Source organism: Glutamicibacter sp. NPDC087661, assembly GCF_044743275.1.
Classification (GTDB): domain Bacteria; phylum Actinomycetota; class Actinomycetes; order Actinomycetales; family Micrococcaceae; genus Glutamicibacter.
The window spans coordinates 50,648-76,349 of sequence record NZ_JBIUWE010000001.1 but is presented as its reverse complement, the minus strand read 5'-3'; the positions used below and the strand labels follow the sequence as shown (position 1 = coordinate 76,349).

22 protein-coding genes are annotated in these 25,702 nt (G+C 63.4%); 13 read left to right on the top strand and 9 right to left on the bottom strand.

The window, feature by feature from the left end:
• The first annotated feature begins 40 nt into the window (after window positions 1-40).
• Window positions 41-1,963, top strand: a complete 1,923-nt coding sequence (locus ACIOTN_RS00335) for an acyl-CoA dehydrogenase family protein (RefSeq protein ID WP_402734684.1) — start codon at window positions 41-43, stop codon at window positions 1,961-1,963.
• On the opposite strand, the gene ACIOTN_RS00330 is transcribed toward ACIOTN_RS00335, so the two are convergent.
• A complete protein-coding gene (locus tag ACIOTN_RS00330) occupies window positions 1,960-3,702 on the bottom strand; it encodes an HNH endonuclease signature motif containing protein (RefSeq protein ID WP_402734683.1) in 1,743 nt (580 codons plus the stop codon). The two genes, ACIOTN_RS00335 and ACIOTN_RS00330, sit on opposite strands and share 4 nt — an antisense overlap.
• A gap of 61 nt (window positions 3,703-3,763) precedes the next feature.
• Window positions 3,764-5,290, bottom strand: a complete 1,527-nt coding sequence (locus ACIOTN_RS00325) for a PucR family transcriptional regulator ligand-binding domain-containing protein (RefSeq protein WP_332485880.1) — start codon at window positions 5,288-5,290, stop codon at window positions 3,764-3,766.
• A gap of 110 nt (window positions 5,291-5,400) precedes the next feature.
• Between ACIOTN_RS00325 and ACIOTN_RS00320 the strand changes: the two genes are divergently transcribed.
• The 6 genes from ACIOTN_RS00320 (at window position 5,401) to ACIOTN_RS00295 (ending at window position 11,363) form a co-directional block, all read left to right on the top strand.
• Complete coding sequence (locus ACIOTN_RS00320) at window positions 5,401-6,903, top strand: CoA-acylating methylmalonate-semialdehyde dehydrogenase (protein WP_402734682.1); 1,503 nt, start codon at window positions 5,401-5,403, stop codon at window positions 6,901-6,903.
• Window positions 6,904-6,908: 5 nt separating this feature from the next.
• Window positions 6,909-8,288 (top strand): aspartate aminotransferase family protein, encoded by a 1,380-nt coding sequence (locus ACIOTN_RS00315; protein ID WP_332728380.1) that lies wholly within the window; start codon window positions 6,909-6,911, stop codon window positions 8,286-8,288.
• Window positions 8,289-8,347: 59 nt separating this feature from the next.
• Window positions 8,348-9,706 (top strand): FAD-binding oxidoreductase, encoded by a 1,359-nt coding sequence (locus ACIOTN_RS00310; protein WP_133833530.1) that lies wholly within the window; start codon window positions 8,348-8,350, stop codon window positions 9,704-9,706.
• A gap of 38 nt (window positions 9,707-9,744) precedes the next feature.
• Window positions 9,745-10,182 (top strand): hypothetical protein, encoded by a 438-nt coding sequence (locus ACIOTN_RS00305; RefSeq protein WP_402734681.1) that lies wholly within the window; start codon window positions 9,745-9,747, stop codon window positions 10,180-10,182.
• Window positions 10,183-10,273: 91 nt separating this feature from the next.
• The gene (locus tag ACIOTN_RS00300; protein WP_286134134.1) at window positions 10,274-10,750 is read left to right on the top strand and encodes an HtaA domain-containing protein; all 477 of its coding nucleotides are present in this window, start codon (window positions 10,274-10,276) and stop codon (window positions 10,748-10,750) included.
• 112 nt (window positions 10,751-10,862) lie between these two features.
• Window positions 10,863-11,363: a hypothetical protein gene (locus ACIOTN_RS00295; protein ID WP_402734680.1), complete on the top strand. Its 501-nt coding sequence runs from the start codon at window positions 10,863-10,865 to the stop codon at window positions 11,361-11,363.
• Here ACIOTN_RS00295 and ACIOTN_RS00290 read toward each other — a convergent pair.
• On the bottom strand, window positions 11,340-12,155 hold the full coding sequence (locus ACIOTN_RS00290; protein ID WP_365943155.1) for a shikimate 5-dehydrogenase: 816 nt from the start codon (window positions 12,153-12,155) through the stop codon (window positions 11,340-11,342). The two genes, ACIOTN_RS00295 and ACIOTN_RS00290, sit on opposite strands and share 24 nt — an antisense overlap.
• A gap of 102 nt (window positions 12,156-12,257) precedes the next feature.
• Between ACIOTN_RS00290 and arr the strand changes: the two genes are divergently transcribed.
• A complete protein-coding gene (gene arr, locus ACIOTN_RS00285; protein ID WP_133833527.1) occupies window positions 12,258-12,668 on the top strand; it encodes an NAD(+)--rifampin ADP-ribosyltransferase in 411 nt (136 codons plus the stop codon).
• Between the two features lie 81 nt (window positions 12,669-12,749).
• On the opposite strand, the gene ACIOTN_RS00280 is transcribed toward arr, so the two are convergent.
• The 4 genes from ACIOTN_RS00280 to ACIOTN_RS00265 form a co-directional block, all read right to left on the bottom strand.
• Entirely contained in the window at window positions 12,750-14,162 is a 1,413-nt protein-coding gene (locus ACIOTN_RS00280; protein WP_332498503.1) for an aldehyde dehydrogenase family protein, read from the bottom strand.
• A gap of 25 nt (window positions 14,163-14,187) precedes the next feature.
• Window positions 14,188-15,618, bottom strand: coding sequence for an APC family permease (locus ACIOTN_RS00275; RefSeq protein WP_133833525.1), 1,431 nt, complete (start codon window positions 15,616-15,618; stop codon window positions 14,188-14,190).
• A 113-nt stretch (window positions 15,619-15,731) separates the two neighbouring features.
• Window positions 15,732-16,655, bottom strand: coding sequence for a helix-turn-helix domain-containing protein (locus ACIOTN_RS00270; protein ID WP_402734679.1), 924 nt, complete (start codon window positions 16,653-16,655; stop codon window positions 15,732-15,734).
• Between the two features lie 104 nt (window positions 16,656-16,759).
• Window positions 16,760-17,353, bottom strand: a complete 594-nt coding sequence (locus ACIOTN_RS00265) for a TetR/AcrR family transcriptional regulator (RefSeq protein ID WP_105657060.1) — start codon at window positions 17,351-17,353, stop codon at window positions 16,760-16,762.
• A 130-nt stretch (window positions 17,354-17,483) separates the two neighbouring features.
• Here ACIOTN_RS00265 and ACIOTN_RS00260 point away from each other — a divergent pair, with 130 nt between their 5' ends.
• The 5 genes from ACIOTN_RS00260 (at window position 17,484) to ACIOTN_RS00240 (ending at window position 23,431) form a co-directional block, all read left to right on the top strand.
• Window positions 17,484-19,406, top strand: a complete 1,923-nt coding sequence (locus ACIOTN_RS00260) for a primary-amine oxidase (RefSeq protein WP_105657061.1) — start codon at window positions 17,484-17,486, stop codon at window positions 19,404-19,406.
• Complete coding sequence (locus tag ACIOTN_RS00255) at window positions 19,390-19,830, top strand: hypothetical protein (protein WP_105657062.1); 441 nt, start codon at window positions 19,390-19,392, stop codon at window positions 19,828-19,830. The genes ACIOTN_RS00260 and ACIOTN_RS00255 overlap by 17 nt, the downstream gene beginning before the upstream one ends.
• A gap of 276 nt (window positions 19,831-20,106) precedes the next feature.
• Window positions 20,107-21,552: an FAD-binding oxidoreductase gene (locus tag ACIOTN_RS00250; RefSeq protein WP_105657063.1), complete on the top strand. Its 1,446-nt coding sequence runs from the start codon at window positions 20,107-20,109 to the stop codon at window positions 21,550-21,552.
• The gene (locus ACIOTN_RS00245) at window positions 21,552-21,920 is read left to right on the top strand and encodes a cupin domain-containing protein (RefSeq protein WP_105657064.1); all 369 of its coding nucleotides are present in this window, start codon (window positions 21,552-21,554) and stop codon (window positions 21,918-21,920) included. Before ACIOTN_RS00250 ends, ACIOTN_RS00245 begins: the two co-directional genes overlap by 1 nt.
• A 20-nt stretch (window positions 21,921-21,940) precedes the next feature.
• The gene (locus tag ACIOTN_RS00240; RefSeq protein WP_105657065.1) at window positions 21,941-23,431 is read left to right on the top strand and encodes a gamma-aminobutyraldehyde dehydrogenase; all 1,491 of its coding nucleotides are present in this window, start codon (window positions 21,941-21,943) and stop codon (window positions 23,429-23,431) included.
• Between the two features lie 10 nt (window positions 23,432-23,441).
• Here the strand turns inward: ACIOTN_RS00240 and ACIOTN_RS00235 are convergent, their stop codons facing one another.
• On the bottom strand, window positions 23,442-24,440 hold the full coding sequence (locus ACIOTN_RS00235; RefSeq protein ID WP_105657066.1) for a CDP-glycerol glycerophosphotransferase family protein: 999 nt from the start codon (window positions 24,438-24,440) through the stop codon (window positions 23,442-23,444).
• Window positions 24,441-24,579: 139 nt separating this feature from the next.
• Complete coding sequence (locus ACIOTN_RS00230) at window positions 24,580-25,635, bottom strand: metal ABC transporter solute-binding protein, Zn/Mn family (protein WP_402734678.1); 1,056 nt, start codon at window positions 25,633-25,635, stop codon at window positions 24,580-24,582.
• Between the last annotated feature and the right edge of the window lie 67 nt (window positions 25,636-25,702).

The window sequence follows — 25,702 nt, the reverse complement described above, 5'->3', positions numbered from 1 at the left end:
GATGGCGCCGCGGCCGATCGCCGAGCCAAAGGGGATCGCCATGCAAATCAACGCCGACAAATCCAGGCAAGTCGCCGAGGAGTCCCGCGAGCAGTTCGACCGGCCCAGCTTCGCCAAGGGCCTGTACATGGGGGCCGTGGACTTCTCCCTGATCGAACCATTGCCCAGCGCCCTGCATCCAGAACGCGGACAGGAATTCCTGCCGCAACTCGAAGCGGTCCTCGATGGCATCGACCCGGAGCGCATCGAAACCGAGGCGCGCATCCCCGGCGAATATATTGCCCAGCTGCGCCGCATCGGCGCCTTCGGCATGAAGATCCCGATTGAATACGGCGGACTGGGGCTGAGCCTGCTGGACTACGGCCGGGCGCTGATGCGCGTCGGCGTGGTTTCCCCGGCCATCGGCGCGCTGCTCTCGGCCCACCAGTCCATCGGCGTCCCCGAACCGGTGAAGTCCTTCGGCACCGAGGAGCAAAAACGCGAATACCTGCCGCGCTGCGCGGCAGGAGCCATCAGCGCCTTCCTGCTCACCGAGAACGATGTCGGTTCCGACCCTGCACGGTTGGGCACCGAAGCCCGGCTCAGTCACGACGGCAGCCACTACATGCTGGATGGCGCGAAGCTGTGGACCACCAACGGGGTGGTCGCCGAGCTGCTCGTGGTGATGGCCGCGGTGCAGCCGCATGAGGCCCTCGGCCAAGAGCCTGCAGGTTGCGGCGGAATCACCGCCTTCATCGTCGAGGCCGATACCGCGGGCATCACCGTCGAGAACCGCAACCAGTTCATGGGCCTGCGCGGAATCGAGAACGGGGTGACCCGGTTCCGCTCGGTGCGCGTGCCGGCGGCCAACCGCCTGGGCAAGGAAGGCTCGGGGCTGAAGATCGCGCTGAGCACCCTGAACACCGGGCGCTTGTCCATCCCGGCCATGTGCGCCGGGGCCGGCAAATGGTCCACGAAGATCGCCCGTGAATGGTCCGCGGCCCGCGTGCAGTGGGGCCACCCGGTCGGCAAGCACCAAGCCGTCGCCGGCAAGCTCGCCTGCATCGCGGCCAGCAGCTATGCGCTGGAAGCGGTGTTCGAGGTGTCCGCCCGGCTGGCCGATGCCGGCATGAAGGATATTCGCATCGAGGCGGCCCTGGCCAAGCTCTGGGCTTCGGAGGCCGCCTGCACGATCGCCGATGAGCTGCTGCAGATCCGCGGCGGGCGCGGATTCGAGACCGCGCAGTCGCAGGCAGCGCGCGGCGAGCGGGCGGTGCCGGTCGAACAGATGCTGCGCGACCTGCGGATCAACCGCATCTTCGAAGGCTCCACCGAAATCATGCACCTGCTGATTGCCCGCGAGGCCGTGGATGCGCACCTGCAGGCGGCCGGGGACCTGGCGCGTGCCGGGTCGAGCATCCAGGACAAGGCCCGGGCGGCGGTGGAAGCCTCGGGATTCTATGCCCGGTGGCTGCCCAAACTTGCGATGGGCGCAGGCTCGCTTCCGAACTCCTATGCCGAGCACGGCCCATTGGCCAAGCACCTGCGCTATGTGGAGCGGACCTCGCGGCGGCTGGCACGCCAGACGTTCGCCGGGATGGCGCGCTGGCAGGCCGGCCTGGAAAAGCAGCAGGTCTTCCTGGGCCATATCGTGGATATCGGCGCGGAGCTGTTCGCCATGTCCGCGGTGATCGCCAAGACCACTGCGCTGCCGCAGTCCCCGGCCGGCCAGCGCGACTCTGCGCAGGATCTTGCCCTGGCCTTCTGCGAACAGGCCGCGCAACGCTGCGAGGAGCATTTCGACAGGCTCTGGAAAAACACCACCCGTACCGATGGACGGATCGCCGCGGACCTGCTGGACGGGAAGTTCCAGTGGCTGGAGGCAGGGGTCCGCGATGTCTCCGAAGGCACCGGAGAGTGGATCGCCCAGTGGTCCGATGGAGTTCGCAAAGACGTGCGGTGGCCCTACCCGGAGGATGACTAGGGCTCCACGATCTCGATGTCCAGTTCCCCGGCACGCCACTTCGCGGTCATGCGCTCGGCGAGGGCATCGGCCGCCAGGGCTTCCTGCGGGGTCATCCAGTAGGTGTTCACCCGGAGTTTCTGCTGCGGGTCGAGTTCCTTGGACAGCAGGGCCATCGGCCGGCATCCAGGGATCTTCACCGCGTGGAACAACCCGCAATGCCTGCCGATATGGTGGATCATGCATCCCAAGGCCGCGGACTCGATGTCCGTGTTGCCGCCCTTTTCCCACGCGTCGAGATGATCCAGTTCGCATCGTTCGGCGGGCATGCTGCATCCCGGATACAGGCACCCTCGATAGGCCGCCCGGATGGCGCGGCCCTGCGCCTTGCTATACAGCCGCTGGGTGCGGCCCAGATCCAGGGGAAGGCTCTGGCCGTTCAGCACCAGCGGATAGATTCCGGCCGTGCACAATGCCGCTCTGGTTTCGCCCGGGGATAGCTGGATCCCGGTGGAAGTGACCGCGAATTCCTTGCCGTCGCGTCTCATCTTCTCGTAATCCAGGATGATGCTCACCTGCGGTACCGCCAACCCGGGTTGCTTCCCTGGCGAACCGCTCTGGTTGCGGTCGGTCATCAGCAAGGCCAGGAATCCTACGAGCCGGCGTCGTTCTGGCCTGAGTTCCTCGAACTGGGTGGCGGCCGGGCCGGCAGGTTCCTCGGGCTCTTCAGGTTCTTCGGGTTCGTCAGGTTCCTCGGGTTCTCCAGGTTCGTCAGGTTTGTCAGGTTCTTCGGGTTCTTCAGGTTCTTCAGGTTCGGCGGATCCCTCGGGTGCCGATCCGGCAGGTTCCCCGTCTTTGGCCCAGTCGGGCATCGATTCCTCGTCATCCCAGCCGCTGTCTTGGGCACCGGTGAACTGCGCCTCGGCGTGCGCCAGGGCTTCGCGGTTCCCGGCCACGGTGGCCGGGTTGTCCAGCGCGTTGAAATACGCTTCGATCATCGCCGCATGGGCGGGCAGGACGCGCAGGACGTATTCGACCAGGCCCTGGCGCATGCCCTTCTTGAAGATCCCGATCCCATCCAGCAGGGCCTGCAACGGGCGCTGGCCGGACTTCACCTGCGCCACCAGTGCGTTGATGTGCCTGCGGGCGGCCTTGGGTTCGCTGCGGATGAAGGCGGCCGATTCGGCTTGCAGCTGGTCCTTCTTGGCCTGCCCGGCCTGGCCTTCGCCGAAGTCCTTGCGGGCCGAATGCAGTTTCAGTGCGGCCGAGGACACCAGCCGGGGATCCACGTCGGGGTCGGCGAATTGCCCGGCCAGTTCCGGCAACCAGGCGGGCAGCGGTTGCCCTGCCTCGTCGACACCGCCCAGCAAGCAATCCACCAGGGCCAGCCGGTCGCGGACCGTGCTGCGCGGGATATCCAGCCAGCCGTGCAGCAGCCCGGCCGTGTTCTTGAAATGCGTGCGGGCAGTGGTGGTGCGCCCGGCGGCCGCCTGGAATGCGGTGAGGCTCGGGTGCTCGCCTGCCTCGGTGACGGCCTGGAAGGATTCCTGGTCGAGCTTGTGGGCACCGGTGCGGCGCAGCGCATGGGCGGCGTGCAGCTGGGTGCGGCTCTGGCGGCGGGCGAGCTTGTCAGCAAGCTGCGCAAAGCAGGCCGCGTGGCCGGGGCTCAATGGCCCGCCGGAAAGGACCGCGGTGGCCGATGCGATGAGTTCTTCCGCGTCGGCCAGGTCCTTTAGCGCCTGTGCCTGTTCTGTGCTCATGCCCCCATGATGCCCGCGGCGTCCTGCGGGGTTTTCTCACCGGGAGCCAAGTGTGGATAGCTCAGCCGTGCATGCGGTACCAGAGCAGCGCCACCTGCAGCGAGGCGCGGGATTCGGCGGAGTCCAGCTGCACCCCGAGCTTGGCTTCGAGCTTGGCCAGCCGGGAGTAGAGGGTGGGCCGCGAGAGGTAGCCGGCCTTGGCCAGCGCGGTTTTGTTCCCGCCGTGGGCCAGGTAGAGATCGAGCAGGTCAAGGGCGGCCAGGTCGAGCGGGTTGAGCAGGCCGGAGAGCTCGGCCAGCGCGAAGGTGCGCAGCTTCGGGTCGCTGCCCATGGCCGAGAGCACCCCGCGCAGGCGCAGGTCGGCGAAGCGGTAGTAGGGCTGGGCGCGGGTGGGCAGGTGCGGGACGATCTGCGCGACCTGCGCGGCTTCCTCCAGCCCGGCGATGCTGGTGGCCAGGGTGCCTTCGGGCCCCACGCCGATGGCCACCGGCGCGGTGAGCTGCTCGGCCAGCCGGCGAGTGAAGCCCTGCAGGGTGGAGTCCAGCAGTTCGCGGGCGCGCAGCGGCAGAATCAGCCCCAGGTACCCGGGCTTGAGCGAGCCGGCCAGGATGCCCAGGTGCAGGGTGTCGGCCAGCTGGTCGAGCACTTCGAGCAGGGCGCGGTCGGCCAGCTGGGTTTCGGTCGGCGTTCCGGAACCGGCCAGGGAGATGACCACCGGGACATAGTAGGGGGCGGCGGCCAGGCCCAGGGCCTGGGTGCGGATGGCGATGTCCTTGTCGCTGTAGCTGTGCCCGGCCTGCAGTTCGTGCAGCGTGGAGGTGCGCGCCTGGTAGAGCAGCTCGCGCTGGTCGCGCCCGGACAGGCGGGCGATGGTCAGCGCCTGGCCGGCCCGTTCCAGCACCAGGGCCGCGCGGTCGTCGTCCTCCAGGACGGCCGGGACGATCAGCCGCCCCCAGCGGCTGCGGACCGCGCCGACCGGGGTCTGCAGCCAGTTCTCGGTGCCGGTGGCGCGTCCGGTGTGCTCCAGGAACCCGACGAAGCGCGAGCGGGTGATCCAGTGTTCCAGTTGCGCGCCGGACTGGGCGAGCACGTGGTGGCGGACGTCTTCCAGGACCACGGGGGCCGAGAGCAGCTGCGCGGTGCGGTCCACGATCTGCGCTTCGTCGGCCTCGGTCAGCGAGAGCCCGGTGTAGATTTCGTGCACCGTGCGGGAGAACTGGACGGCCTCGAGCTGCTCGGCAACGAGTTTCTGGTGGATGACCTCGGTGATGGACACGAAGCGGGTGGTGGTGCGCAGGGCGATGACCGGCAGGCCCAGGTCGGCGACGTCCAGCGGTGCGCCGGAAAGGTCCTCGATGATGACCCCGACGGCCCCGGCCTCGCGCAGCGCGGTGATGAAGGCGCGCACGTCGCTCACGTTGCGCAGGGTCGTGAGGATCAGCTCGCGGCCCAGCAGCAGGTCGATGTTCTCGGTGGATTCGGTCACGTGCACCCAGCGAAGCGGCGCGTCCATCCCTGTTCCGCAGAGCACCTGGGGGTCAGCGGCCTGGACCACTGGCAGGTGCAGTACCTCGTCTACCGTCAGCATTTTTACACTCCGTCAGCACTAGTGCTTAAATCATGGCACAGTGATGGTGTTGTCCCTCACATCCATGACCCATGATGAAGGCAGGCACCCAACTTCGAAAGGCCGATACGATGACCGCAACGCTGACCGGCACCCTGCAGCACTGGATCAACAACGCCAATTACTCCGCCGATGACCGCACCGGCAAGATCTACAACCCCGCCACCGGCGAGGTCACCCGCCAGGTTGCGCTGGCCTCCAAGGCCACCACCGAGCATGCGATCGCCGCAGCCGCTGAGGCCTTCCCGAAGTGGCGCGACACCTCGCTGGCCCGCCGCACCGCGATCATGTTCAACTTCCGCCAGCTGCTGGCCGAGCGCAAGGGCGAGCTGGCCGCGATCATCACCGCCGAGCACGGCAAGGTGCTGGACGACGCGCTGGGCGAAGTGGCCCGCGGCCTGGAAGTCGTCGAGCTGTGCTGCAACGCGCCCTACCTGCTCAAGGGCGAGTTCTCGCAGAACGCCTCCACCGGCATCGACGTGCAGTCCATGCGCCAGCCGGTCGGCATCTCGGCCATCATCTCCCCCTTCAACTTCCCGGCCATGGTGCCGCTGTGGTTCTTCCCGGTAGCGATCGCCGCCGGCAACGCGGTGGTGCTCAAGCCATCGGAGAAGGACCCGTCGGCCGCCAACTGGCTGGCCGAGCTGTTCACCGAGGCCGGCCTGCCCGAGGGCGTGCTGAACGTGGTGCACGGCGACAAGGAGGCGGTGGACACCCTGCTGACCGATCCGCGCGTGAACTCCGTGTCCTTCGTGGGTTCCACCCCGATCGCGCAGTACGTCTACTCCACCGGCACCGCGCACAACAAGCGGGTGCAGGCCTTTGGCGGCGCGAAGAACCACATGCTGGTGCTTCCGGATGCCGACCTGGACCTGGCCGCCGACATGGCGGTCAACGCAGGCTTCGGCGCGGCCGGCGAGCGCTGCATGGCGATCTCCGTAGTCGTCGCGATCGACACCATCGCCGATGAGCTGGTGGCCAAGATCGCCGAACGCGCCAAGACGCTGCGCGTGGGCGATGGCACCCGCGGCTGCGACATGGGTCCGCTGATCACCGGCGAGCACAAGGCGAAGGTGGCCGGGTACATCGAGGCCGGCATCTCCGCCGGCGCGGACCTGGTGCTCGATGGCCGCACCGGCACCGTGGATGCTGATGGCGAGGGCTTCTTCCTGCACCCGACGATGTTCGACCACGTCGGCACGGACATGTCCATCTACACCGAGGAGATCTTCGGTCCGGTGCTCTCGGTGGTGCGCGTGGAGAGCTTCAACGAGGGCATCGAGCTGATCAACTCTTCGCCGTACGGCAATGGCACCGCGATCTTCACCAACGACGGCGGCGCGGTCCGCCGCTTCGAGGACGAGATCCAGGTGGGCATGGTCGGGGTCAACGTGCCGATCCCGGTACCGGTGGGCTACCACTCCTTCGGCGGCTGGAAGGCCTCGCTGTTCGGCGACCAGCACGCCTACGGCCCGGAGGGCTTCAAGTTCTTCACCCGCAACAAGGTGATCACCAAACGCTGGCTCGACCCGAGCCACGGCGGTATCAACCTCGGCTTCCCGCAGAATGACTGATACCCATGACTGAACCATTGGCACAGCCACTGACGCAGGGCGTTTCCGCAGCGGATATCGCCGCTGGCCAGCACGCCTATGAGCTGGACCGCAAGCACGTCTTCCACTCCTGGCAGGCCCAGGGGCCGTTCGCCCCGATGGCCATCCTGAAGGCCGAAGGCTCCTGGGTATGGGACGGCGAGGGCAACGCGCTGATCGACCTCTCCAGCCAGCTGGTGAACACGAACATCGGGCACCAGCACCCGAAGGTGATCGCCGCGATCCAGGAGCAGGCCGGCAAGCTGGCCACCATCGCCCCGCAGCATGTGAATGACGCGCGCTCTGAGGCGGCCCGGCTGATCGCCAAGCACACCCCCGGGCAGCTGGACAAGATCTTCTTCACCAATGGCGGTGCCGATGCGGTGGAGCATGCGGTGCGCATGGCGCGGCTGCATACCGGCAAGCACAAGGTGCTCTCCGCGTACCGCTCCTACCACGGCGGCACCCACCTGGCGGTGAACCTCACCGGGGATCCGCGGCGCTTCGCCTCGGATCACGGAACCGATGGGGTGGTGCGCTTCTTCCCGGCCTACCCGTACCGCTCCTACTTCAATTCGAGCACCCCCGAAGAGGAAACGCAGCGGGCGCTCAAGCACCTGGAAGACACGATCCTGCTCGAAGGCCCCGGCACCATTGCCGCGATCATCCTGGAGAGCATTCCGGGTACCGCCGGCATCTACCTGCCGCCCCCGGGGTATCTGCAGGGCGTGCGCGAACTGACTAAGAAGCACGGCATCGTGTACATCGCCGATGAGGTGATGGCCGGCTTCGGGCGCAGCGGGAAGTGGTTCGCGGTGGACCATGCCGGCGTGGTGCCGGACCTGCTGACCTTTGCCAAGGGCGTGAATTCCGGCTATGTGCCGCTGGGCGGGGTGGCGATCAGCCCGGAAATCTTCGAGACCTTCCGCGAGCGGGTCTACCCGGGCGGGTTGACCTATTCGGGCCACCCGCTGGCCTGCGCGGCGGCGGTAGCCACCATCACCGCGATGGAGGACGAGGCCATGGTGGAGAACGCCCAGCGCTTGGGCGAGGAAATCATCGGGCCGCGCCTGGCGCAGTTCGCCGCCGAGCACCCGAGCGTGGGCGAGGTGCGCGGAACCGGCGTGTTCTGGGCGATCGAGCTGGTGAAGAACCGGGAAACCCGCGAGCCGCTGGCCGCCTATGGAGGCAGCAGCCCGGAGATGAACCAGGTGGTTGCCGCCGCGAAGGCCGCAGGGCTGCTGCCCTTCGCGAACTTCAACCGGCTGCATGTGGTGCCGGCGATGAATATCGAGGACGACGTGCTGATCGAAGCACTGGATCGCCTCGAGCAGGCCTTGGCCGTCGCCGACACGTTCGTTCAATAGCACCGATCTGGCAGGACAGCTCAGCTGTCCTGCCAGTTCTGCATTCAAAGGAGATCGAGATGACTACCGTGGCAACCAGTCCAGTGCTATGCGCCCATCCCCGGGCCTCGCTCGATGAGCAGGACCGCAAGCAGGCCAGCGTGGACCGCTCCGGCTATGTGCCCCCGACCTTTGCCGACGGGGTGATCTTCGCGCAGGACATCGATGATGTGGTGCTGGCGATGCAGTTGGCCCACAAGCATGGCGCCACGATCGTCCCGCGCGGGGCCGGCACCGGGCTGGCGGCAGGGGCCAGCGCCGAGGCCGGGCAGATCGTGCTCGACTTGTCCCGGATGGACAAGATCCTGGAAATCGATCCGGTGGAAGCCACCGCGGTGGTGCAGCCCGGCGTGCTCAATGCGGCGGTGAACCAGGCCGCCGGCGAGCACGGGTTGTTCTACGCCCCGGATCCTGCCAGTACCGCGATCTGCTCGATCGGCGGCAATATTGCGACGAATGCCGGCGGCATGTGGTGCGCCAAGTACGGGGTGACCCGCGAGTCGGTGCTCAGCTTGCTGGTGGTGCTGCCCGACGGGCAGCTGCTGCGTACCGGGCGGCGGACCATCAAGGGCGTGGCCGGCTATGACATGAATGCGCTGATGATCGGTTCGGAAGGCACCTTGGGCATTGTGGTTGAAGCACTGCTGCGCCTGCGCCCGAAGCCCAAGCACACCTCCACCTTGGTCGCCTACTTCCCCGATGAGGATACCGCGGCAAAGGCCGCCTCGGCGGTGATCGCCGAACGGCTGGCCCCCTCGGTGCTGGAGCTGATGTGCGGCAAGACCCTGAAGGCAGTGGATGCGGCGCTCGGAACGGATCACGAAGCGCGCGGCGGCGCGTTGCTGCTCGCGCAGACCGACGGCTACGGCGCGCAGCTGGAAATGCAGGCCCTGCAGGATGCGATCGCCCCGCTGGCCGCGCACATCGAGATCGCCACGGACCAGGAGCAAGCACAGGCGCTGATCGAAGCCCGGCGCCAGGCGATCCCGAGCATGGAGCTGCTGGGCACGGCCTCGATCTGCGATATCGGCGTGCCGCGCAATCGCTTGGCCGAAGCCTTCGCCGGCCTGCAGCGCATCGAGGATGAACGCGGAGTATCGATCTTCACTATTGCCCATGCCGCCGATGGCAACCTGCATCCGATCATCGTGGTGCCTGAAGGCCAATCCATCACCAGCGGCGCACCGAAGGCCGCGCTGGGAGACATGTTCCACCTCGCCAAGTCCCTGGGCGGCACGCTCACCGGCGAGCACGGCATCGGTTTGCTCAAGCAGGATTGGCTGGCCCAAGAGCTGGGCGAAACCTCGCTTGCGCTGCAGCGACGGGTGCGCGCGGTGTTCGATCCACAGGGCATCTTGAACCCGGGCAAGGCGATTTAACCCTAGAAGTCATCCGCTGACATGGGTAGGGTAAATACATGGATGAGTATCTACCGGTGGAATTCAGCCTTCCTCTCGTGTCGCTGGCCGCTTCTGTGATCTTCTTGCTGATCGGGTTGCCCTTGATCATCCACGCCCTGATCCGCCGCAAGGGCTTCACGCGCCTGCGTGACGGGGAGCAGACTTATGCGCGACGCGCATCCATCCGCACCGAGTTCATTTCTGCCGATATTGCTGTGGTGGCAACGGCCATCTGCCTGGTCATGGGCATCACCGGCTACAACACCGCGATGAGCAACCTCGAGGCGAACGTCCAGAAGGAATATTCGCCGACCGAGTTGGAGATCAAGTACTGGAACGGGTCGTGGGCAACAGCAGATATCGCCTTTGCCGACGGTACCAGCTACGTGGATGCCCAGATCTCGATGCAGTCTGCCTACCGTCCACTAGTTGAACCCAAGATGACGCTGGATTAGCTGGCAGAGAACTGTCGCCATGATCCAACTCCAGTATGAAATACTGGCCACAACATATTTTCACGCCGATATCCTGTGGAGGGAAAAGACAATGACCGGAAGTGGTGCGCCAGCAGGCGATCCGTTCCAGCCGCATCTTGAATGGGGTCTGAAAACCTCGTTCGTGAGCTATATTTCTTCCCTCGCCGACGGACGCATTGAAGCTGCCAACGGGGTATGGCAGGCAGGCAACGCGTTGGCGTTCCCCGTCTCCCCCGCTGCAGAGGTACCGGAAAACGAAATCTGGTTCAACGGGCGTGTGTCCTTCTCCGGGCACGGCGGCATGATGAAGCTGGATCTCTTTGAACCGCGCATCGTGAACCATGACGAGAACATCAGCCTCACGATCGACGAAGCCGGCGAACGCGTTGCCATTGCCGAGCTCACCGAAACCAGCGTTTCGAACGCTTTCGGCCTGGTCAAGACCCGCTTCTCGGCGGTGCTCACCGAGGCAGGTTCGAAACTGTTCAACGGCCAGTACCCTGCCGGCCAGCAGATGGAAGAAGTCGAGGTCGTGCTGCGCGGTTAGCAGCTCACCAGCAACAGGGCCCGGCACGAAAGTGCCGGGCCCTTGGCATACCTATCACCCGTGTTCAGTTGCCGGGGCTGGTTTTCTTCCTTTAACAAGGTAGGTTCGGATCATGTCTAGAACTTTCCTGTCGAAGATCAGAATCCTGACTGCACTGAGCATTGCGATGATGGCTTTGTCTTTCGTCATGGCTCATTCGTGGTTATTGCAGATCCTCACGCTGGGTCTAGGCGCTTCGGCACTAATCGGTCTTCGCCCGTATATGCCAAATAAGGCGCACAAGTGCCGACAACCAGTCACTTCTGCTTCCCTCGCTCGCCATCACCGCGGCAGGTGCATTCATCTTCCGGTTCTTCATCTTGTGGGCGACATCCAGGCCTGCAAGGTACGCCGACTACATGCCCGAGAACGGTGTACCGATCACGAATGGAATTGCATTGAACACACAATTCTTCCAGTTGCTATCCATGGGATTGATCGTGCTCTTGCCGATCGCGTTCTTCGTCCTGCTGATGGTATTTTTTCGTGGAAAGAACATCATAAGCCAGGTGAATACCGCCAACTAGGGCGCGTACTGATATTCGGGGCTTCAGGATTCCCGGGAGAATTCTGAGGCACGCAATACCTGCTCTTCACTTAGTGCGTGGCCGGTGTACTTCTGAAACTGCGCCGCGGCCTGCAGGGCGATGACTTCTGCCCCGGTAATCACCTGCTTGCCAGCAGTTCGTGTTGCGCGGATCAATGGTGTTTCACTTGGGAAAGCCACCACGTCGAAGACGGTTCGTGCGGCTTCAATCTGCTGGGTGCTAAATGCGTGCTCCTCAGACTGGGCTCCGTCCATGCCCAGCGGCGTTACGTTCACAAGAATCTCGTGTCCTGGAGCCGGGTCAGCACTGGTAAATCGGTAACCGTATTTGTCAGCTAAGGCTTGGCCGGAAACTTCGTTACGTGCCAGCACCGTCAGGTCGTTGAATCCGGCTTCGCGGAAGGCAGCCACGACGGCCTTGGCCATTCCTCCGGAGCCTCGGACAAGCACGGAACTTTCAGGATCCAGCTGGTGGCGTTCGATGAGCGTCGCGATCGCCTCGAAGTCGGTATTTGAAGCAACCAGTCGCCCGTTGGTATTCACGATGGTGTTCACCGAGTCGATTGCCTTGGCCGAAGGCTCAATCTCATCGACCATGTTCATCACGCCTTCCTTGAACGGCATGGATACCGAACAGCCACGAATGCCCAAGGCCCGGACCCCAGCGATGGCACCAGCGAGGTCTTCGGTCGAGAAGGCCTTGTAGATGAAGTTCAGCCCGAGTTCTTCATACAGGTAATTATGGAACCGGGTGCCGATATTAGATGGTCGACCAGATAACGAAATGCACAGGGTCATGTCCTTGTTCAAAATAGGCACGCGTTGCTCTCCAAATACTGTCGTCGGTTCACTTCCCAATATACGTGGCGATACGCGGCCGATCCTTTCATGAACCGGCAATGGCGACTATCGTCTTGGCCTATGAGCAACGAACTTGATGACGGCCCGTTCTTCCACGGCACCAAAGCCGCGCTGCACCCCGGGGATCTGCTGTCCCCCGGTTTTCCCTCGAACTATCGTCCGGAAATCATCATGAACCACATCTACTTCACCGCACTTGCCGATGGCGCGGGGTTGGCCGCCGAAATTGCGGCCCTGGAGGGGACCGCCCATGTCTATGAAGTGGAACCGACCGGGGCGTATGAAGATGACCCGAATGTCACCGACAAGAAATTCCCGGGCAATCCCACGCGTTCCTACCGCAGTGCGCATCCTGTACGGGTGATCCGTGAAGTCCACGATTGGACCCGGCTGTCGCCCGAAGCCTTGCAAAGCTGGCGTGAACGCATCGCAAGGATCACCGATGACCCCACTGCCGAGATCATCAACTAGCCTTCGCACGCAAATGGGCGGTGCCCGATGCCTGGATAGGCACCGGGCACCGCCGGGGAATGCTGGCGAACGCAGTCTCCGTCAGCCCTTGATGATCTGCGGCTGAGCCAGGGACTTCAAGCCGTCAATACCGAATTCCAGGCCGTAGCCGGACTGCTTGGCGCCGCCAAATGGAATGCGCGGGTCGATGGTGCCGTGCGAGTTGATCCACACGGTGCCTGCTTGGATCTGCGCCGCGACTTCTAGTGCCTTCTCGCGGTTGCTGCTCCATACCGAGGCTCCGAGCCCGACTTCCAGGGCATTGGCGTGCTTGATCGCTTCGGCCGTGTCCTTGACCTTGATGATCGGCAGGGCCGGGCCGAACTGCTCCTCGACCACCAGCGGGTTGCCCGGGTCGATGTCGGCAATGAGCGTGGTCGGGTAGAAGTAGCCGGCCGCGTTTTCATCGGGGTTGGCACCGAGCAGCACCTTGGCGCCGGAATCCACGGCATCCTTGACCAGGGAAGCGACGATGTCGTACTGGGCCTTGTTCTGCAGCGGGCCCAGCACGTTGTTCTCGTCGAGGCCGACACCCATGGGCATCTGCGCGGCGACGCCGGCCAGTGCATCGCACACCGCGTCGTAGATCGATTCGGGCACGTACAGGCGCTTGAGCGCGGCACAGGTCTGGCCGGTGTTGATGAAGGCACCCCAGAACAGGTCTTCGGCGATGGCCTGCGGATCGGCGTCTTCGAGCACGATGCCGGCGTCGTTGCCGCCCAATTCCATGGTCAGGCGCTTCACGGTATCGGCCGAGGAGCGGATGATGGCCTTGCCGGTGCGGGTGGAGCCGGTGAACATGATCTTGGCGATATCCGGATGGCCCGAGAGCCTCTCGCCGACCTCGCGTCCGCCAGCCACGATCTTCAGCACGTCTGCTGGCAGCACTTCGTTGAGCACGTGGACCAGGGCCAGGACCGAGAGCGGGGTGTATTCGCTGGGCTTCATCACCACGGTGTTGCCCATGCGCAAGCTCGGGGCCAGCTGCCAGATGGAGATCATCATGGGCCAGTTCCACGGGCCGATGGCGCCCACTACACCCAGTGCGCGGAAGTGCTTGGCTGCATAGGTTTCGCCGTCATCCACGACCACTTCCGGCTCGATTTCATAAGCGGTGGCGGCGCGCAGCCAGGCGGCTGCTCCCCCGACCTCGAAGCGCGCATTCGGCCCGTTCAGCGGCTTGCCCTGCTCACGGGAGAGCAGCTCGGCGAGCGCTTCCGCGTTGGCTTCGATATTGTCCGCGGCCGCATTGAGCACGCGGTTGCGCTCTTCGTGGCCCAAGGCATCCCAGGCCGGCTGGGCGGACTTTGCGGCGGCAACGGCCGCGTCGAGATCGGCGGCAGTCTGCTCGGCAACACAGCCAACCAGTTCACCGGTTGCCGGGTCCAGGATTTCGGTGCCACCGGTTGCGGGCTGGATCGCATCCAGCAGTTCTTGGGCGTTTGCGTAAGCCATCTTTGAGCTCCTTGGTACTGAGTTGTTAGGTGACGGGAAGTTTTTCGGCCATCGGTGCACGCCGTTTGGACGAGCGGATGACCAGTGCCAGCACCCATGCGATGAGGCCAGGCAGGATCACGATGCCTTGCAGCACATAACCGAGCATTCCCGGTTCTGCCATGCCAAGCAAGATTTCGAAGTTGATGACGATTTGGGCGAAGACATAGACCAGGGCGATGCCCGAGACCAGCGGAGCGATCACCCGGGTTATCAGGGATTCTCCGCTGCGGTTCGCCTTGAAGTATCCGATGACGGCAAAAGAGGTCAGTGCCATGAGCAGCACCAGCCCGTAGGCCGCCGAGTTGGTCATCCAGGTGAACATCGTGAACACGACATACATCGGATCCTTGCCATGCGAGATCACCGCGAAGACGGCGATAACCGCCAGTCCGAGGGTGGACTGCGCCAGCGAGCCTGCAACGGGGGCGTGGGTGGTGCGCGAAGTTGCGGCAAGGAACTTCGGCAGCGCCCCGCCGCGGCCCATGGAGTAGAAGTAGCGGGCAATGACGTTGTGGAAGGCCAGCAGCGCGGCGAACAGGCTGGTGATGAACAGGATGTTGGCCAGATCGACGAACCAGGCTGGCGCGTTGGCGCCGAAGAACGCGAAAATCAGGTCGGGGCCGAATTGTGCCGAAGCGCCGATGACGTTCGAGGCGCCTTCGCCGACAGCTACGGCGAAGGCCGAAAACGCGTAGAAGCAGGCGATGATGACGACCGCGATCATCGTGGCACGCCGGGCGGTGCGTGCTGGATCCTTGACCTCTTCGTTGTAGATGGTTCCGGATTCGAAGCCCATGAAAGCGGCGATGGTGAAGGCCATGACGGCGCCCATGCCCGGTGCGATGGCGTCAGCCATGTTGAAGGATGCGGCCGGCTGCGGCGCTTCGGGAGCCAGCACGAAGGCCATGATGTTGTAGATGATGACCACGAGGAATTCTGCGGCCACGACGATGCCCAGGATCTTGACGGAGAAGTCGACCCGGTTCATGCCCAGGAAGCCGACAACTGCCCACGCGGCCAGGGCCATGGCCCACCATGGGATGGCGGTGCCGAAGGAGGCATTGGCAAAGGATGCCGCGGCGAATCCGAACATGCCGTAGATGCCGATCTGCATGAGGTTGTAGCTGACCAGGGCGACCATTGCCGCTCCCACGCCCAATGCCCGTCCCAGCCCCTGGGCAATGTAGGCGTAGAAGGCGCCGGCGTTCGGGATGTAGCGGCTCATCGCGGTGTAGCCGATGCTGAAAACCAGCAGGATGGCACCGACCATGAGGAAGGACAACGGCACGGATTCCATGCCGGTCACCGCGTAGTTGGTAGTCACGCCGCCAGCCACGGCGGTTAGCGGTGCGCTGGCGGCAATGATCATCACGACCAGAGCCGGCACCGTCAGTGTGCGTTGTTCGAGTCCCATTCGATCCCCCATTTGCCGAGTGCTTGGATATCAGCATCGCCCAAGTGCTCGGGCTTGTCCTTGGCATTGAGTGCAGGACCATTGGCTCCGCGTGCACAAGAGTGTCCTGCGCCTCAGCCGGCGCAGCGGTATTTGCCCGGGGTGGAACCGAATTCCTTGGAGAACATGCGGCTGAATCCGGCCGCATCGGCAATCCCGACCCGGGACCCGATGGCTTGGACGGGCAGTTCGGCCAGCAGCGGGTCGCGCAGCAGGCGCGCGGCTTCGTGCATCCGCAGATGGCGGATCAATGCGGCAACACTGAGCGGCTGGTTCTCGAAAAGCGCGTGCAGGCTGCGCACGGACATGAAGTGGGCGGCAGCGATGCGTGCAGGTCCCAGGTCGGGATCATCCAGGTGTGCGCCGATGTAGCTGGTGGCCAATTCGCGCTGCCGCTCCTTGGCATCGCCATGGCACTCGGCGCCAAGCGCCCCGCCCAGGGCAGTTGCCAGCAGGTCCACGGTATTGCGCGCCAGCTGGTAGCCGCCGAATTCATCCCATTGGGACAGATTGGCGCCAAGATGGCGCAGCAGCGGGGCGACGGTTCCCGATAGCGGGTGGGTTTGCCTCAGGGCGACGGCGGTGAGCTGGCCGACCTGTTGCTGGGACAGGCGGAAAAGACCATGGGGAACCAATGCGACGAGCACCGACGCCGGCTTTTCAAAGGCCAGGGTATAGGGGCGCTGCGTGTCATAGATCGCCAGGTCCCCTGGGGCCAGCAGGGTCTCGCGACCGTCTTGGATCAGCAGCCCGTAGCCATCGAGCTGGTAGGAGACCTTGTAGAAATCCCCGTCGCCGCTGGAGGTGAGGTTCTCGGTTCGTTGCACTGCGTGGGGTTTGGCATGTATGCGCATCAAACCGATATCGCCGAGCATACTGGCACCCAGTGTGGCGGTGAAATGGCCGCTGGAAATCTGCTCGCTTTGCAGCCTGACGAAGGCGTCGGAAATGAGCCGCGACCACGCGGTGAACGAATCGACGTGCTGAAGTTGGTACATGCTTGCCTCCCCATTGAAGCCCATCAACTGTGTCGGGCATCACGAATGAGAGTACGCCGAGCGAGGCGAAAAGTCACTATTTTCTTCGCGCGGAGAATATCCGCCTAGCTCTGGGGGTGCAGGCGGCGCAAGGCATCCAGGCGGTATTGCAGCTGCGCTTCGAGCGACTCGGCGGTGTTGACAGCTTCATCGAGCACGCTGCTGGCCTGAGCGCCCATCAGGAAATTGATCATCGAGTCGCGGGCAACACGCGCCGCGGGATGCTCCGGACCCAGCAGCTGCCCAAGCCACTGGTCGATGAGCTCGCGCCACCGGTCCATGGTTTGCGCATTGACCGCAGCCAGCGCACGGTCCCCGAGGGCCAGATGCCAGAAGTGCACAGCAATGCGGGCTTCATTGCGCCGCAGCTCATCAAGCGGGAGCACTTCGCGCGAGAACGCCTCCAGCGCACCCAGCCCGGCTTGCCCCTGGCACATGCGGGCGATGCGCCGGTCGGTAGCCTCGGCCACGTAGCGGAACGTGGCAACCAGCAGCGAATCGCGCGTCGGGAAGTAGGGCTTGAAGGCGCCATTCGAATAGCCGGCTGCGGCCGCCAAGTCACGCAGATTCAGCTTCTCGATGCCTTCGCGGGCAATGAATCGCCAAGTGACTTCGACAATCTCCCGGCGACGCTGATCATGGTCCACGATTTTCGGCATGATTCAAGATTAGCGAAAAACAATTTATTTCAGGCAAGGGCTTGCGTCACATTGGCCCCGTCCGTATTCTCTACAACTAGAGAATAATAAATGCCGCAGATCACACTTCAGTGCCGAAGGAGCCACTCCCATGCCAATCACCACCACCACGGATTTCACCCTGCTCAGCGAAGCAGAGATTGCCACCGCCAAGGAATTGCTGGTCAGCCACCAGCTTTTCACCGAGAACACCCGCATCGCCTACATGGGCCTGGAAGATCCACGCGCTGACCGCCCCGGACGTTTTGTCCGCGTCATGCTCATGGACAAGCTGGCCAACTCACCCAAGGACGTCGTCCTGGACTTGGGCGCGCAGGCCGTGCACTCCCGAATCGACCTGGATCCGGCCAAGGTGGGGCAGATGCCCGTGCTGCTGGAGGAATTCGAAATGGTGGAGGCCATCCTGGTTGCCGATCCGCAGTGGGCGGCCGCTCTGGCCAAGCGCAATCTGACGCCAGAACAGGTGCGCGTTGCCCCGCTCTCCGCAGGTGTCTACGAGGACGAGTACCCGCAAGAAGCCGGGCGCCGCATCCTGCGCGGCCTGGCCTTCCGCCAGGATTTCGCCGAAGACTCCGCCTGGGCCCATCCCGTTGATGGACTGGTGGTTTACATTGACACCATCGCCGGAAAGATCGACCAGCTGCTGGACCTGGAAGTCATCCCTGTGCCCGAAACCCACGGCAACTACACGGATCCGGAACTCACTGGCCCGGTGCGCACCACCCAGAAGCCCATCGAGATCACCCAGCCTGAGGGCGCCAGCTTCACGGTCAGCGCAGGCAACCACGTCGAGTGGGAGAAATGGTCGCTGGATATCGGTTTCGACATGCGCGAAGGGCTGGTGCTCTACAACATCGCCTTCAACGATCGGGGCACCGAACGCCGCATCCTGGATCGTGCGTCCATCGCGGAAATGGTAGTCCCCTACGGGGACCCTTCCCCGGTGCGCAGCTGGCAGAACTACTTCGACACCGGCGAGTACCTGATCGGGCGCCTGGCCAACTCGCTGGAGCTGGGCTGCGACTGCCTGGGCGAAATCCACTACATCTCCCCTGTGGTCACCGACGCCGATGGCAATGCGCAGAAGATCACCAACGGCATCTGCATGCACGAGGAAGACGCCTCGATCCTCTCCAAGCACGCCGATGACTGGTCAGGCGTGAAGTACACGCGCCGCAACCGCCGCCTGGTGATCAGCTTCTTCACTACCGTGGGCAACTACGACTACGGCTTCTACTGGTACCTGTACCTGGACGGCACCATCGAATTCGAGGCCAAGGCCACCGGCATCGTGTTCACCTCGGCCATGCTCGACGAGCGCTACTCCTCGGAAATGGCGCCTGGCCTGGGCGCGCCCTTCCACCAGCACATCTTCGGCGCCCGGCTGGACTTCGCCCTGGACGGCGGACCCAGCCGCGTCATCGAAGAAGAAGCCGTGCGCCTGCCCATCAGCAAGGAGAACCCCCGGGGCAACGCCTTCACCCGCAGCCACACGGTGCTGGCTACCGAGAAGCAGGCAGTACGCGATAGCAATCCGACCGCCGGCCGCACTTGGGTGGTGACCAACCCGGATTCGAAGAACTACCTCGGCAAGCCGGTGGGCTACAAGCTGATGTCCCAGGGACTGCCGACCCTGCTGGCCGCCGAAGGATCCTCCATCCATCGTCGCGCAGAATTCGCCTCCAAGGCCCTGTGGGTGACCAAGCGGGAGGACGGCCACCGCTATCCAACCGGTGACTTCGTGAACCAGAACCCGGGCGTTGACGGCATTGGCTCGTGGATCGAGGACGACAAGAACATCGACGGCGAGCAGATCAGCCTGTGGCACACCTTCGCGTTGACCCACTTCCCGCGGACCGAGGACTGGCCGATGATGCCTGTGGACACCGTTGGCTTCACCATCCGTCCCGAGGGCTTCTTCGACCGCTCCCCTGTCCTTGATGTTCCAGCCCCGGTCCAGCACGGCTGCTGCGCCACCAAGGAATCAGACGGTTGCTGTGGCAGCGGCGACTAGCCACGCGGCCAGGGTGCCGGCCGGACACATTGCCCTGGGAGCCGCTTCGCTGGGCCTGGCCGCAACCCACCTGCTGGTTCTGGCACTGATGCCGCACTCCTTGTGGTGGAACCTGGCATTGCTTGCCATGACCTTGTGGTGCATCAAATGCTCCTGGTGCGTGCTGCGCGGCGGTTCTCCCCTGCGCCTGCTGGTGATGAGCGCGCTCATGGGCACCTCCCATGTGGCGATGGTGATCGGCATGCCGTGGTTTGGCGGCCATCACGCGTCCCACGCTGCGCACGGCGCCCAGCATGCACCGGTGATGCTGGGAGTTGCGGCCGCCGAATTCCTCCTGATGTTCGGCGCGGCTTGGCTCAGCCGCCATTTCCCGGGACGGGCGCATCAATTCACTAGCGGCAAACCGGTCGCGGTTCCCGCATGACCAGGCCCGGTCTTCGAAGCAGTGCTTTGCTGTTTCGAAGGCCGGGTTTCGGCTTGGCTTCGGGACCTTGACAACCCCGAGCGGCGCAGGCTTAGATGAGTAATGAATCACATTCAATTTGTATTCATCTTTCCGAGAAGAGGGATAGCCTTGGCCGCCGATTGGCACTCAACTGGCATCCCCGGTGCCCAGCAGACGGCAAAGCCGCACGGACCACTGGTCGTTCCCCTGCCTCGATAGCGCCTGCCGAACCCGCTACCTTCGAGGAAAGAACCAATGAACAGCACCAATGACCTGACTTTTGACAGGCATGAAGCCGAAGTCTCGCCCACCCTGATCTCCCGAGCATTGGCCGGCGCCAAGCGCACCAGCTACTGGCTGGATCATGAGCACCGCCCCGCACCCCACCCGGCGCTGCATGGCTCGCTCACCACCGACTTGCTGATTATCGGCGGCGGCTACACCGGATTGTGGACCGCGCTCCAAGCCAAGGAGCAGAACCCCGGCCGAAGGGTCGTACTGATCGAGGGCCAGCGCTTGGGCTGGGCTGCTTCCGGGCGCAATGGCGGCTTCTGCGAAGCCTCCCTGGTCCATGGCGAGGCCAACGGAGAAAACCATCTGCCCAAGGAAAATGCGCTGCTTGCGGAGCTCGGCAGGAAGAACCTCGACGAGTTCGAAGCGACGGTGCGCCGCTATGCAATGGACGTGGACTTCGTCCGCGAGGGCGCGCTCAGCGTGGCCACCGAACAGCATCAGATTGCGTGGGTGGCCGAGGAAGCTGAGGCACCGGGTGTCGACTACCTCGATGCCGGCGCGGTAAGGCAACTGGTCAATTCGCCAGACTTCTTGGCCGGCGCCCGTGACCATGACTCAACCGCGCTGGTCCACCCCGCCAAGCTGGTCTGGGAACTTGCCCGCGTCTGCAGCGAGCTAGGCGTCGAGTTCTACGAGCATACCCACGCCGTGGAGATGAACAATGCCGGCACGCAGGTCCAGGTGCTGACCGCCGACGGGCAGATCACCGCCAAGCATGTGGCCCTGGCAACCAATGTTTTCCCGTCTCTGCTCAAGCGCCACCGCTCCCGAATTGTGCCGGTATACGACTACGCGCTGATGACTGAGCCGCTCACTGCGCAGCAGCGCGCGGCCATCGGCTGGGAGAACATGGTGGGCTTGGCCGACCTGAACAACCGGTTCCACTATGCCCGCCCAACCATCGACGCCGAAGGGAACTTCCGCATTCTCTACGGCGGCTACGACGCGGTCTACCACTTCGGGGGCAAGGTCCGCTCCAGCTACGACACCAACCAGCAGACCTTCGAGAAGCTCGCCGCGCATTTCTTCGGCAGCTTCCCGGACCTCTCACAGGTGAAGTTCTCTCATGCGTGGGGTGGCGCCATTGATACCTGCTCCCGCTTCTTCTCCTTCTTCGATCTGGCCTACGGCGGCAAGGTCGCCTACTGTGCAGGCTTCACCGGCCTCGGTGTCGGCGCTACCCGTTTCGGTGCAAGGGTCATGCTGGATCTGCTCTCGGGCCAGAAGACCGAGCTGACCGAATTGGAACTGGTGCGTACCAAGCCGATCCCATTCCCGCCGGAACCTGCCGCATGGGTGGGCGTGAACCTGATGACAAGCCAGCTGGTCAAGGCCGATCGCAATCGAGGCGAGCGCTCGGCCTTCTTGAAGCTGATGGATAAGATCGGAATGGGGTTCGATTCCTGATGCCTGGAAGAATACTTCAAGCCGGCATCGTCCAAGCCGATGCCCTTGAGGTCAAGCATGTTGCCATCGGCGACGAGCAGGTGGTCGCCGGTCAGGCATCCGCAACCGCAGGCTACCGCGAGCTGGGCACCCTCGGGGATGCAGAAATCGGCGTCTGGGAGATGTCCCGCGGCGCCATGCAGGATATTGAAGCGGACGAGTACTTCGTGGTGCTTGCCGGGTGCGCGACGGTGCAGATTCTGGAAACCGAAGGTTTCGGTGCCCAAGAACTGGTGCTGGTTCCAGGCAGCGTTGTCCGGCTCCATGCGGGCATGAGAACCCGTTGGATCGTCACCGAAACCCTGCGCAAGATCTATTTCACCCTCTGAATCCCCCTAGGAGAATTCACATGGCCTACTACGATAGTTCCCTTGGACACCAGTTCATCAATGGCCAGCAGGTCCGCGGGCACGGCCCGGTGCTGGAGCGCGCGAATCCAGCCACCGGAAAGAAGCTGCTGGACGTGGATACCGCGACCGGCGAGCAGGTTGACCAGGCGGTGCAGGCGGCCGCCGGCGCCTTCAAGACCTGGTCCCGGCTGACCCCGGGCGAACGGGCCGACCACCTGCTGGCATTCGCTCGCGAACTGGAAAAGCATGCCGATGAAATCGCCGCCCTGGAAACCGCTCAGACCGGCAAGAGCATCCGCATGTCGACCCAATTCGATGTGCCCGGTTCCATCGACAACGTGAATTTCTTTGCTGGCGCTGCACGCAATTTGCAGGGATTGGCCGCCGGGGACTACGCGGGCAACACCACCTCGATGGTTCGCCGTGAAGCTATCGGCGTGATCGGTTCGATCAGCCCGTGGAACTACCCGCTGCAGATGGCTGCGTGGAAGGTCCTGCCAGCGATTGCCGCCGGCAATACGATTGTGCTCAAGCCCAGCGAGCTGACCCCGGGCACCTCGGTGCTCTTTGCCCGGGCCGCCAAGGATGCCGGGTTGCCGGACGGCGTGATCAACATTGTCGTTGGCGACGGGCCCAGCGTTGGCTCGCCCTTGGTGCGCCACAAGCTGGTGAAGATGACTTCGTTCACCGGCTCTACCGCCGTGGGCCTGAAGATCATGTCCATGGCGGCCGAGACCGGTACCCGGGTTCATCTTGAACTCGGCGGCAAGGCGCCGATGGTGGTCTTCGATGATGCCGATATCGAAGCTGCCGCACATGGTGCGGTGGCCGGCTCGACGATCAATTCCGGACAGGATTGCACCGCCGCCACGCGCGCGTACGTGCATTCCTCGGTCTTCGAGAAGTTCACCAGCAAGGTGGCCGAACTGATGGAGGCCATGGTGGTGGGAGATCCGACCGATCCCGATACCGACATGGGTTCGATGATCAGCGAAGCCCACCTGCAGAAGGTTTCCTCGATGGTTGAGCGTGCCAAGGATGCCGGAGCAACGGTGCTTGCCGGTGGCAAGCAGCTTCCGGGCGATGGCTGGTTCTACCGTCCTACCCTGGTGGTGGGAGCTGCGCAGGATTCAGAGATCGTGCAGCAGGAAGTCTTCGGCCCGGTCCTGGTGGCGTTGGCGTTCGATACCGATGACGAAGCCATCGAATTGGCCAACGACACCCCGTATGGCCTGGCGGCGAGCGCATGGACCAAGAACGTTGACCGCGCGATGCGTGCCAGCGCCGAAATCCAGGCCGGTTGCGTGTGGATCAACGAGCATATCCTGATCGTTTCCGATATGCCGCATGGAGGCTACAAGGCTTCGGGGATGGGCAAGGACATGAGCCAGTATTCCTTCGATGAGTACACCAATGTCAAGCATGTGATGATCTCCCATGATCCCGCGGCCCATCGCGAATGGCAGGATACGGTCTTCAAGCAGCGCTAGGCCCAGAAGGCTAGAGGCTCGAAAGCAGCTGGCTCAGCTTCTTCGTAGCCACCCCGGGTTCTGTGGTGGCAAAGAAGTACTGTGCCAGCTGTTTTTGCGCCCCGGCAACCGAGGATGCGGCAAGATCCGCAACCCGCTGCGCCAGTCCGTTGGCGTTGCCCAGCCGCTGGTCCAATGGCAACCCTGAATGGAGCTTGCTTTGGGGGTCTCCGGCCAGCAGCAGCGGGATGTTGAGCGCTACCGCGTCATAGGCCATCGCCGAGGTGTCGCAGATGGCCACATCCGCCCACACCAAGGACTGCGCCGCGTCGCTGAGCGCATCCACGGTGGCAGCGTAGTTGCTTTTCAGGCTTACCACGGCCTTTTTTGCCTCTGCGGACACATCACCGGTCTTCGGATGAGGACGGAAACGTACTTCGAAACGCTCATCGTTGCTCAGCTGGGCTAGAATTCTCTCGCCCAAAGTAGCCACCGAGGAGTACGCCATGGCTTGCGAGTCGCCCTCCCAAGTCGGTGCGTAGAGAACCCGGATCTTCTCCGAAGGGCCGGGCAATTCCAGTTCATCGAGCTGCGGGCGTCCGATCTGCACCAGATGCGATGGGTCGAAACGGGAGATGTTCTCGGTGATGCGCTCTACCGCGGCAGCACCAGCCACGCAGGCGAAATCGTAGGCTTTGAGCTGGTTGGAGACCATGGAGGCCTTTTCGCTCTCACCGTGGTTCAAGTGAATATGCGCCGGTCCGTTGAAGCGCAGCATCGTGAAGTTCCGCTGGGCGTTGTTCACGTAGTTGATGGATTTGGTATTCCACTCGCTCAGCTTATTCTCGATCTGCTCCATGGAACGCGAGAACAATATCGGCAGGTTCGACTCTGCCAGCGCGTGTCGTGCACTTAGTGCGTCCATGAGCACCACGCCGACGTTGAGACCCTGGGCAGCCAGTCGCTCGAAGGTACCCAGCCAGACTCCGAGCTGGTAGAACTGCCCGGGCCCCTCGGCGAAGAAAAGCACATGGTCGGCTTGCTCGATTCCCCGGTCCGAGTGAGCGATCTCCGCTCGAACAGACCGCTCCGCAATGAGGGAGCGTGCTTTACCTGTCGCTTGCGTTATCTGGGAAGAGAACAATGCCATGCATTTAGTTTACGTAGGTTTAGCCGTTGATTGCGGAAGCCAAGTCGGAAATGTTGGATTCCATCCATTCGAGGTAGCTGGAATCATCCTGAATGGTTTCTGCAAAGTCGACTACAGGTACCTGTCCCCGCTCAGCGTTCTTCTTCAGCGCCTTGGTTTCGCTGCCTTCGGTCTGCACGTTGTAGGCAAGCATGTCAGCGTCGCCAGCAACGAGCTTGCCTTCAGCCTTCTTCATGGTCATCGGCGCAATGCCCTCGCCCTCTTCGATGGCTTCGCTCAGCCCTTCAGGAGTGGTGTTCTCCATGCCGGCTGCTTCCAGCAAGTGGAATGGAACCGGCTCGGTCATCATGAAGCTCTTGCCATCCAGCTTGGCGGTTTCGAGCTGGGCTTCGAGTTTCCCGATCCCTTCGTTGAAGGCTGCTGCGTTCTGCTTGTACTGATCCGCGTTGGCGGTATCGGCCTTGGCGAAGGACTCGGCCAGTGCATCAGCAAGTTCACCCATGGAATCCAGGTCGTACCAGATGTGCTCGTTGTAGCCCGCGTGGTCGTGGCCCTCATGGCCGCCCTCATCAGCGTGCTGCGCATGCTCCTCAGCGCTTTCGCCCTCATGGCCGCCCTCATCAGCGTGCTGCGCATGCTCCTCAGCGCTTTCGCCCTCATGCCCGGCCTCTTCGGATTCCGCAGCTACCGGCGAGGAGTCCACAGCGTGCATGAGCGTGATCTCTCCAGACTTGCCTTCCGGTAGCGAAGAAACGAGAGAGTCCATGAATTGGTCATATCCGCCACCATTGGCAAGGACCAGGTCCGCGCTGGATATCGCAAGCTTGTCGCGTGCGGTTGGCTCATAGGAGTGCGGATCCTGTGCGGCCGAAGTGATGATCTCGCTGACCTCCACGCTATCTCCACCAATGGCACGGGCGATCTGTCCGTAGACGTTCGTCGTGGCCACTACGCTGATCCCTGCAGATTCCGCGTCCTTCGATTCGCTTCCCGTGGCGCTACCGCATCCGGCAAGGATCAGTCCGGCAGCGGGCAGGGCGACGGCAGCTGCGAGCAGCGAGCGGTAGTTCTTCATGGTGGTCTCCATCTAAATCGGATCGCTATTGAGAACTATTCTACATTACATATGAGAATGGTTCGCA

Excerpts from the sequence above, each read along its gene's own strand:
- arr (WP_133833527.1), top strand. The coding sequence starts at position 12,258 with ATGAGCAACGAACTTGATGACGGCCCGTTCTTCCACGGCACCAAAGCC.
- ACIOTN_RS00315 (WP_332728380.1), top strand. The coding sequence starts at position 6,909 with ATGACTGAACCATTGGCACAGCCACTGACGCAGGGCGTTTCCGCAGCG.
- ACIOTN_RS00250 (WP_105657063.1), top strand. The coding sequence starts at position 20,107 with ATGAACAGCACCAATGACCTGACTTTTGACAGGCATGAAGCCGAAGTC.
- ACIOTN_RS00330 (WP_402734683.1), bottom strand. The coding sequence starts at position 3,702 with ATGAGCACAGAACAGGCACAGGCGCTAAAGGACCTGGCCGACGCGGAA.
- ACIOTN_RS00325 (WP_332485880.1), bottom strand. The coding sequence starts at position 5,290 with ATGCTGACGGTAGACGAGGTACTGCACCTGCCAGTGGTCCAGGCCGCT.
- ACIOTN_RS00335 (WP_402734684.1), top strand. The coding sequence starts at position 41 with ATGCAAATCAACGCCGACAAATCCAGGCAAGTCGCCGAGGAGTCCCGC.
- ACIOTN_RS00260 (WP_105657061.1), top strand. The coding sequence starts at position 17,484 with ATGCCAATCACCACCACCACGGATTTCACCCTGCTCAGCGAAGCAGAG.
- ACIOTN_RS00295 (WP_402734680.1), top strand. The coding sequence starts at position 10,863 with ATGTCTAGAACTTTCCTGTCGAAGATCAGAATCCTGACTGCACTGAGC.
- ACIOTN_RS00280 (WP_332498503.1), bottom strand. The coding sequence starts at position 14,162 with ATGGCTTACGCAAACGCCCAAGAACTGCTGGATGCGATCCAGCCCGCA.
- ACIOTN_RS00300 (WP_286134134.1), top strand. The coding sequence starts at position 10,274 with ATGACCGGAAGTGGTGCGCCAGCAGGCGATCCGTTCCAGCCGCATCTT.
- ACIOTN_RS00240 (WP_105657065.1), top strand. The coding sequence starts at position 21,941 with ATGGCCTACTACGATAGTTCCCTTGGACACCAGTTCATCAATGGCCAG.
- ACIOTN_RS00275 (WP_133833525.1), bottom strand. The coding sequence starts at position 15,618 with ATGGGACTCGAACAACGCACACTGACGGTGCCGGCTCTGGTCGTGATG.
- ACIOTN_RS00310 (WP_133833530.1), top strand. The coding sequence starts at position 8,348 with ATGACTACCGTGGCAACCAGTCCAGTGCTATGCGCCCATCCCCGGGCC.
- ACIOTN_RS00270 (WP_402734679.1), bottom strand. The coding sequence starts at position 16,655 with ATGTACCAACTTCAGCACGTCGATTCGTTCACCGCGTGGTCGCGGCTC.
- ACIOTN_RS00245 (WP_105657064.1), top strand. The coding sequence starts at position 21,552 with ATGCCTGGAAGAATACTTCAAGCCGGCATCGTCCAAGCCGATGCCCTT.
- ACIOTN_RS00305 (WP_402734681.1), top strand. The coding sequence starts at position 9,745 with ATGGATGAGTATCTACCGGTGGAATTCAGCCTTCCTCTCGTGTCGCTG.
- ACIOTN_RS00320 (WP_402734682.1), top strand. The coding sequence starts at position 5,401 with ATGACCGCAACGCTGACCGGCACCCTGCAGCACTGGATCAACAACGCC.
- ACIOTN_RS00230 (WP_402734678.1), bottom strand. The coding sequence starts at position 25,635 with ATGAAGAACTACCGCTCGCTGCTCGCAGCTGCCGTCGCCCTGCCCGCT.
- ACIOTN_RS00265 (WP_105657060.1), bottom strand. The coding sequence starts at position 17,353 with ATGCCGAAAATCGTGGACCATGATCAGCGTCGCCGGGAGATTGTCGAA.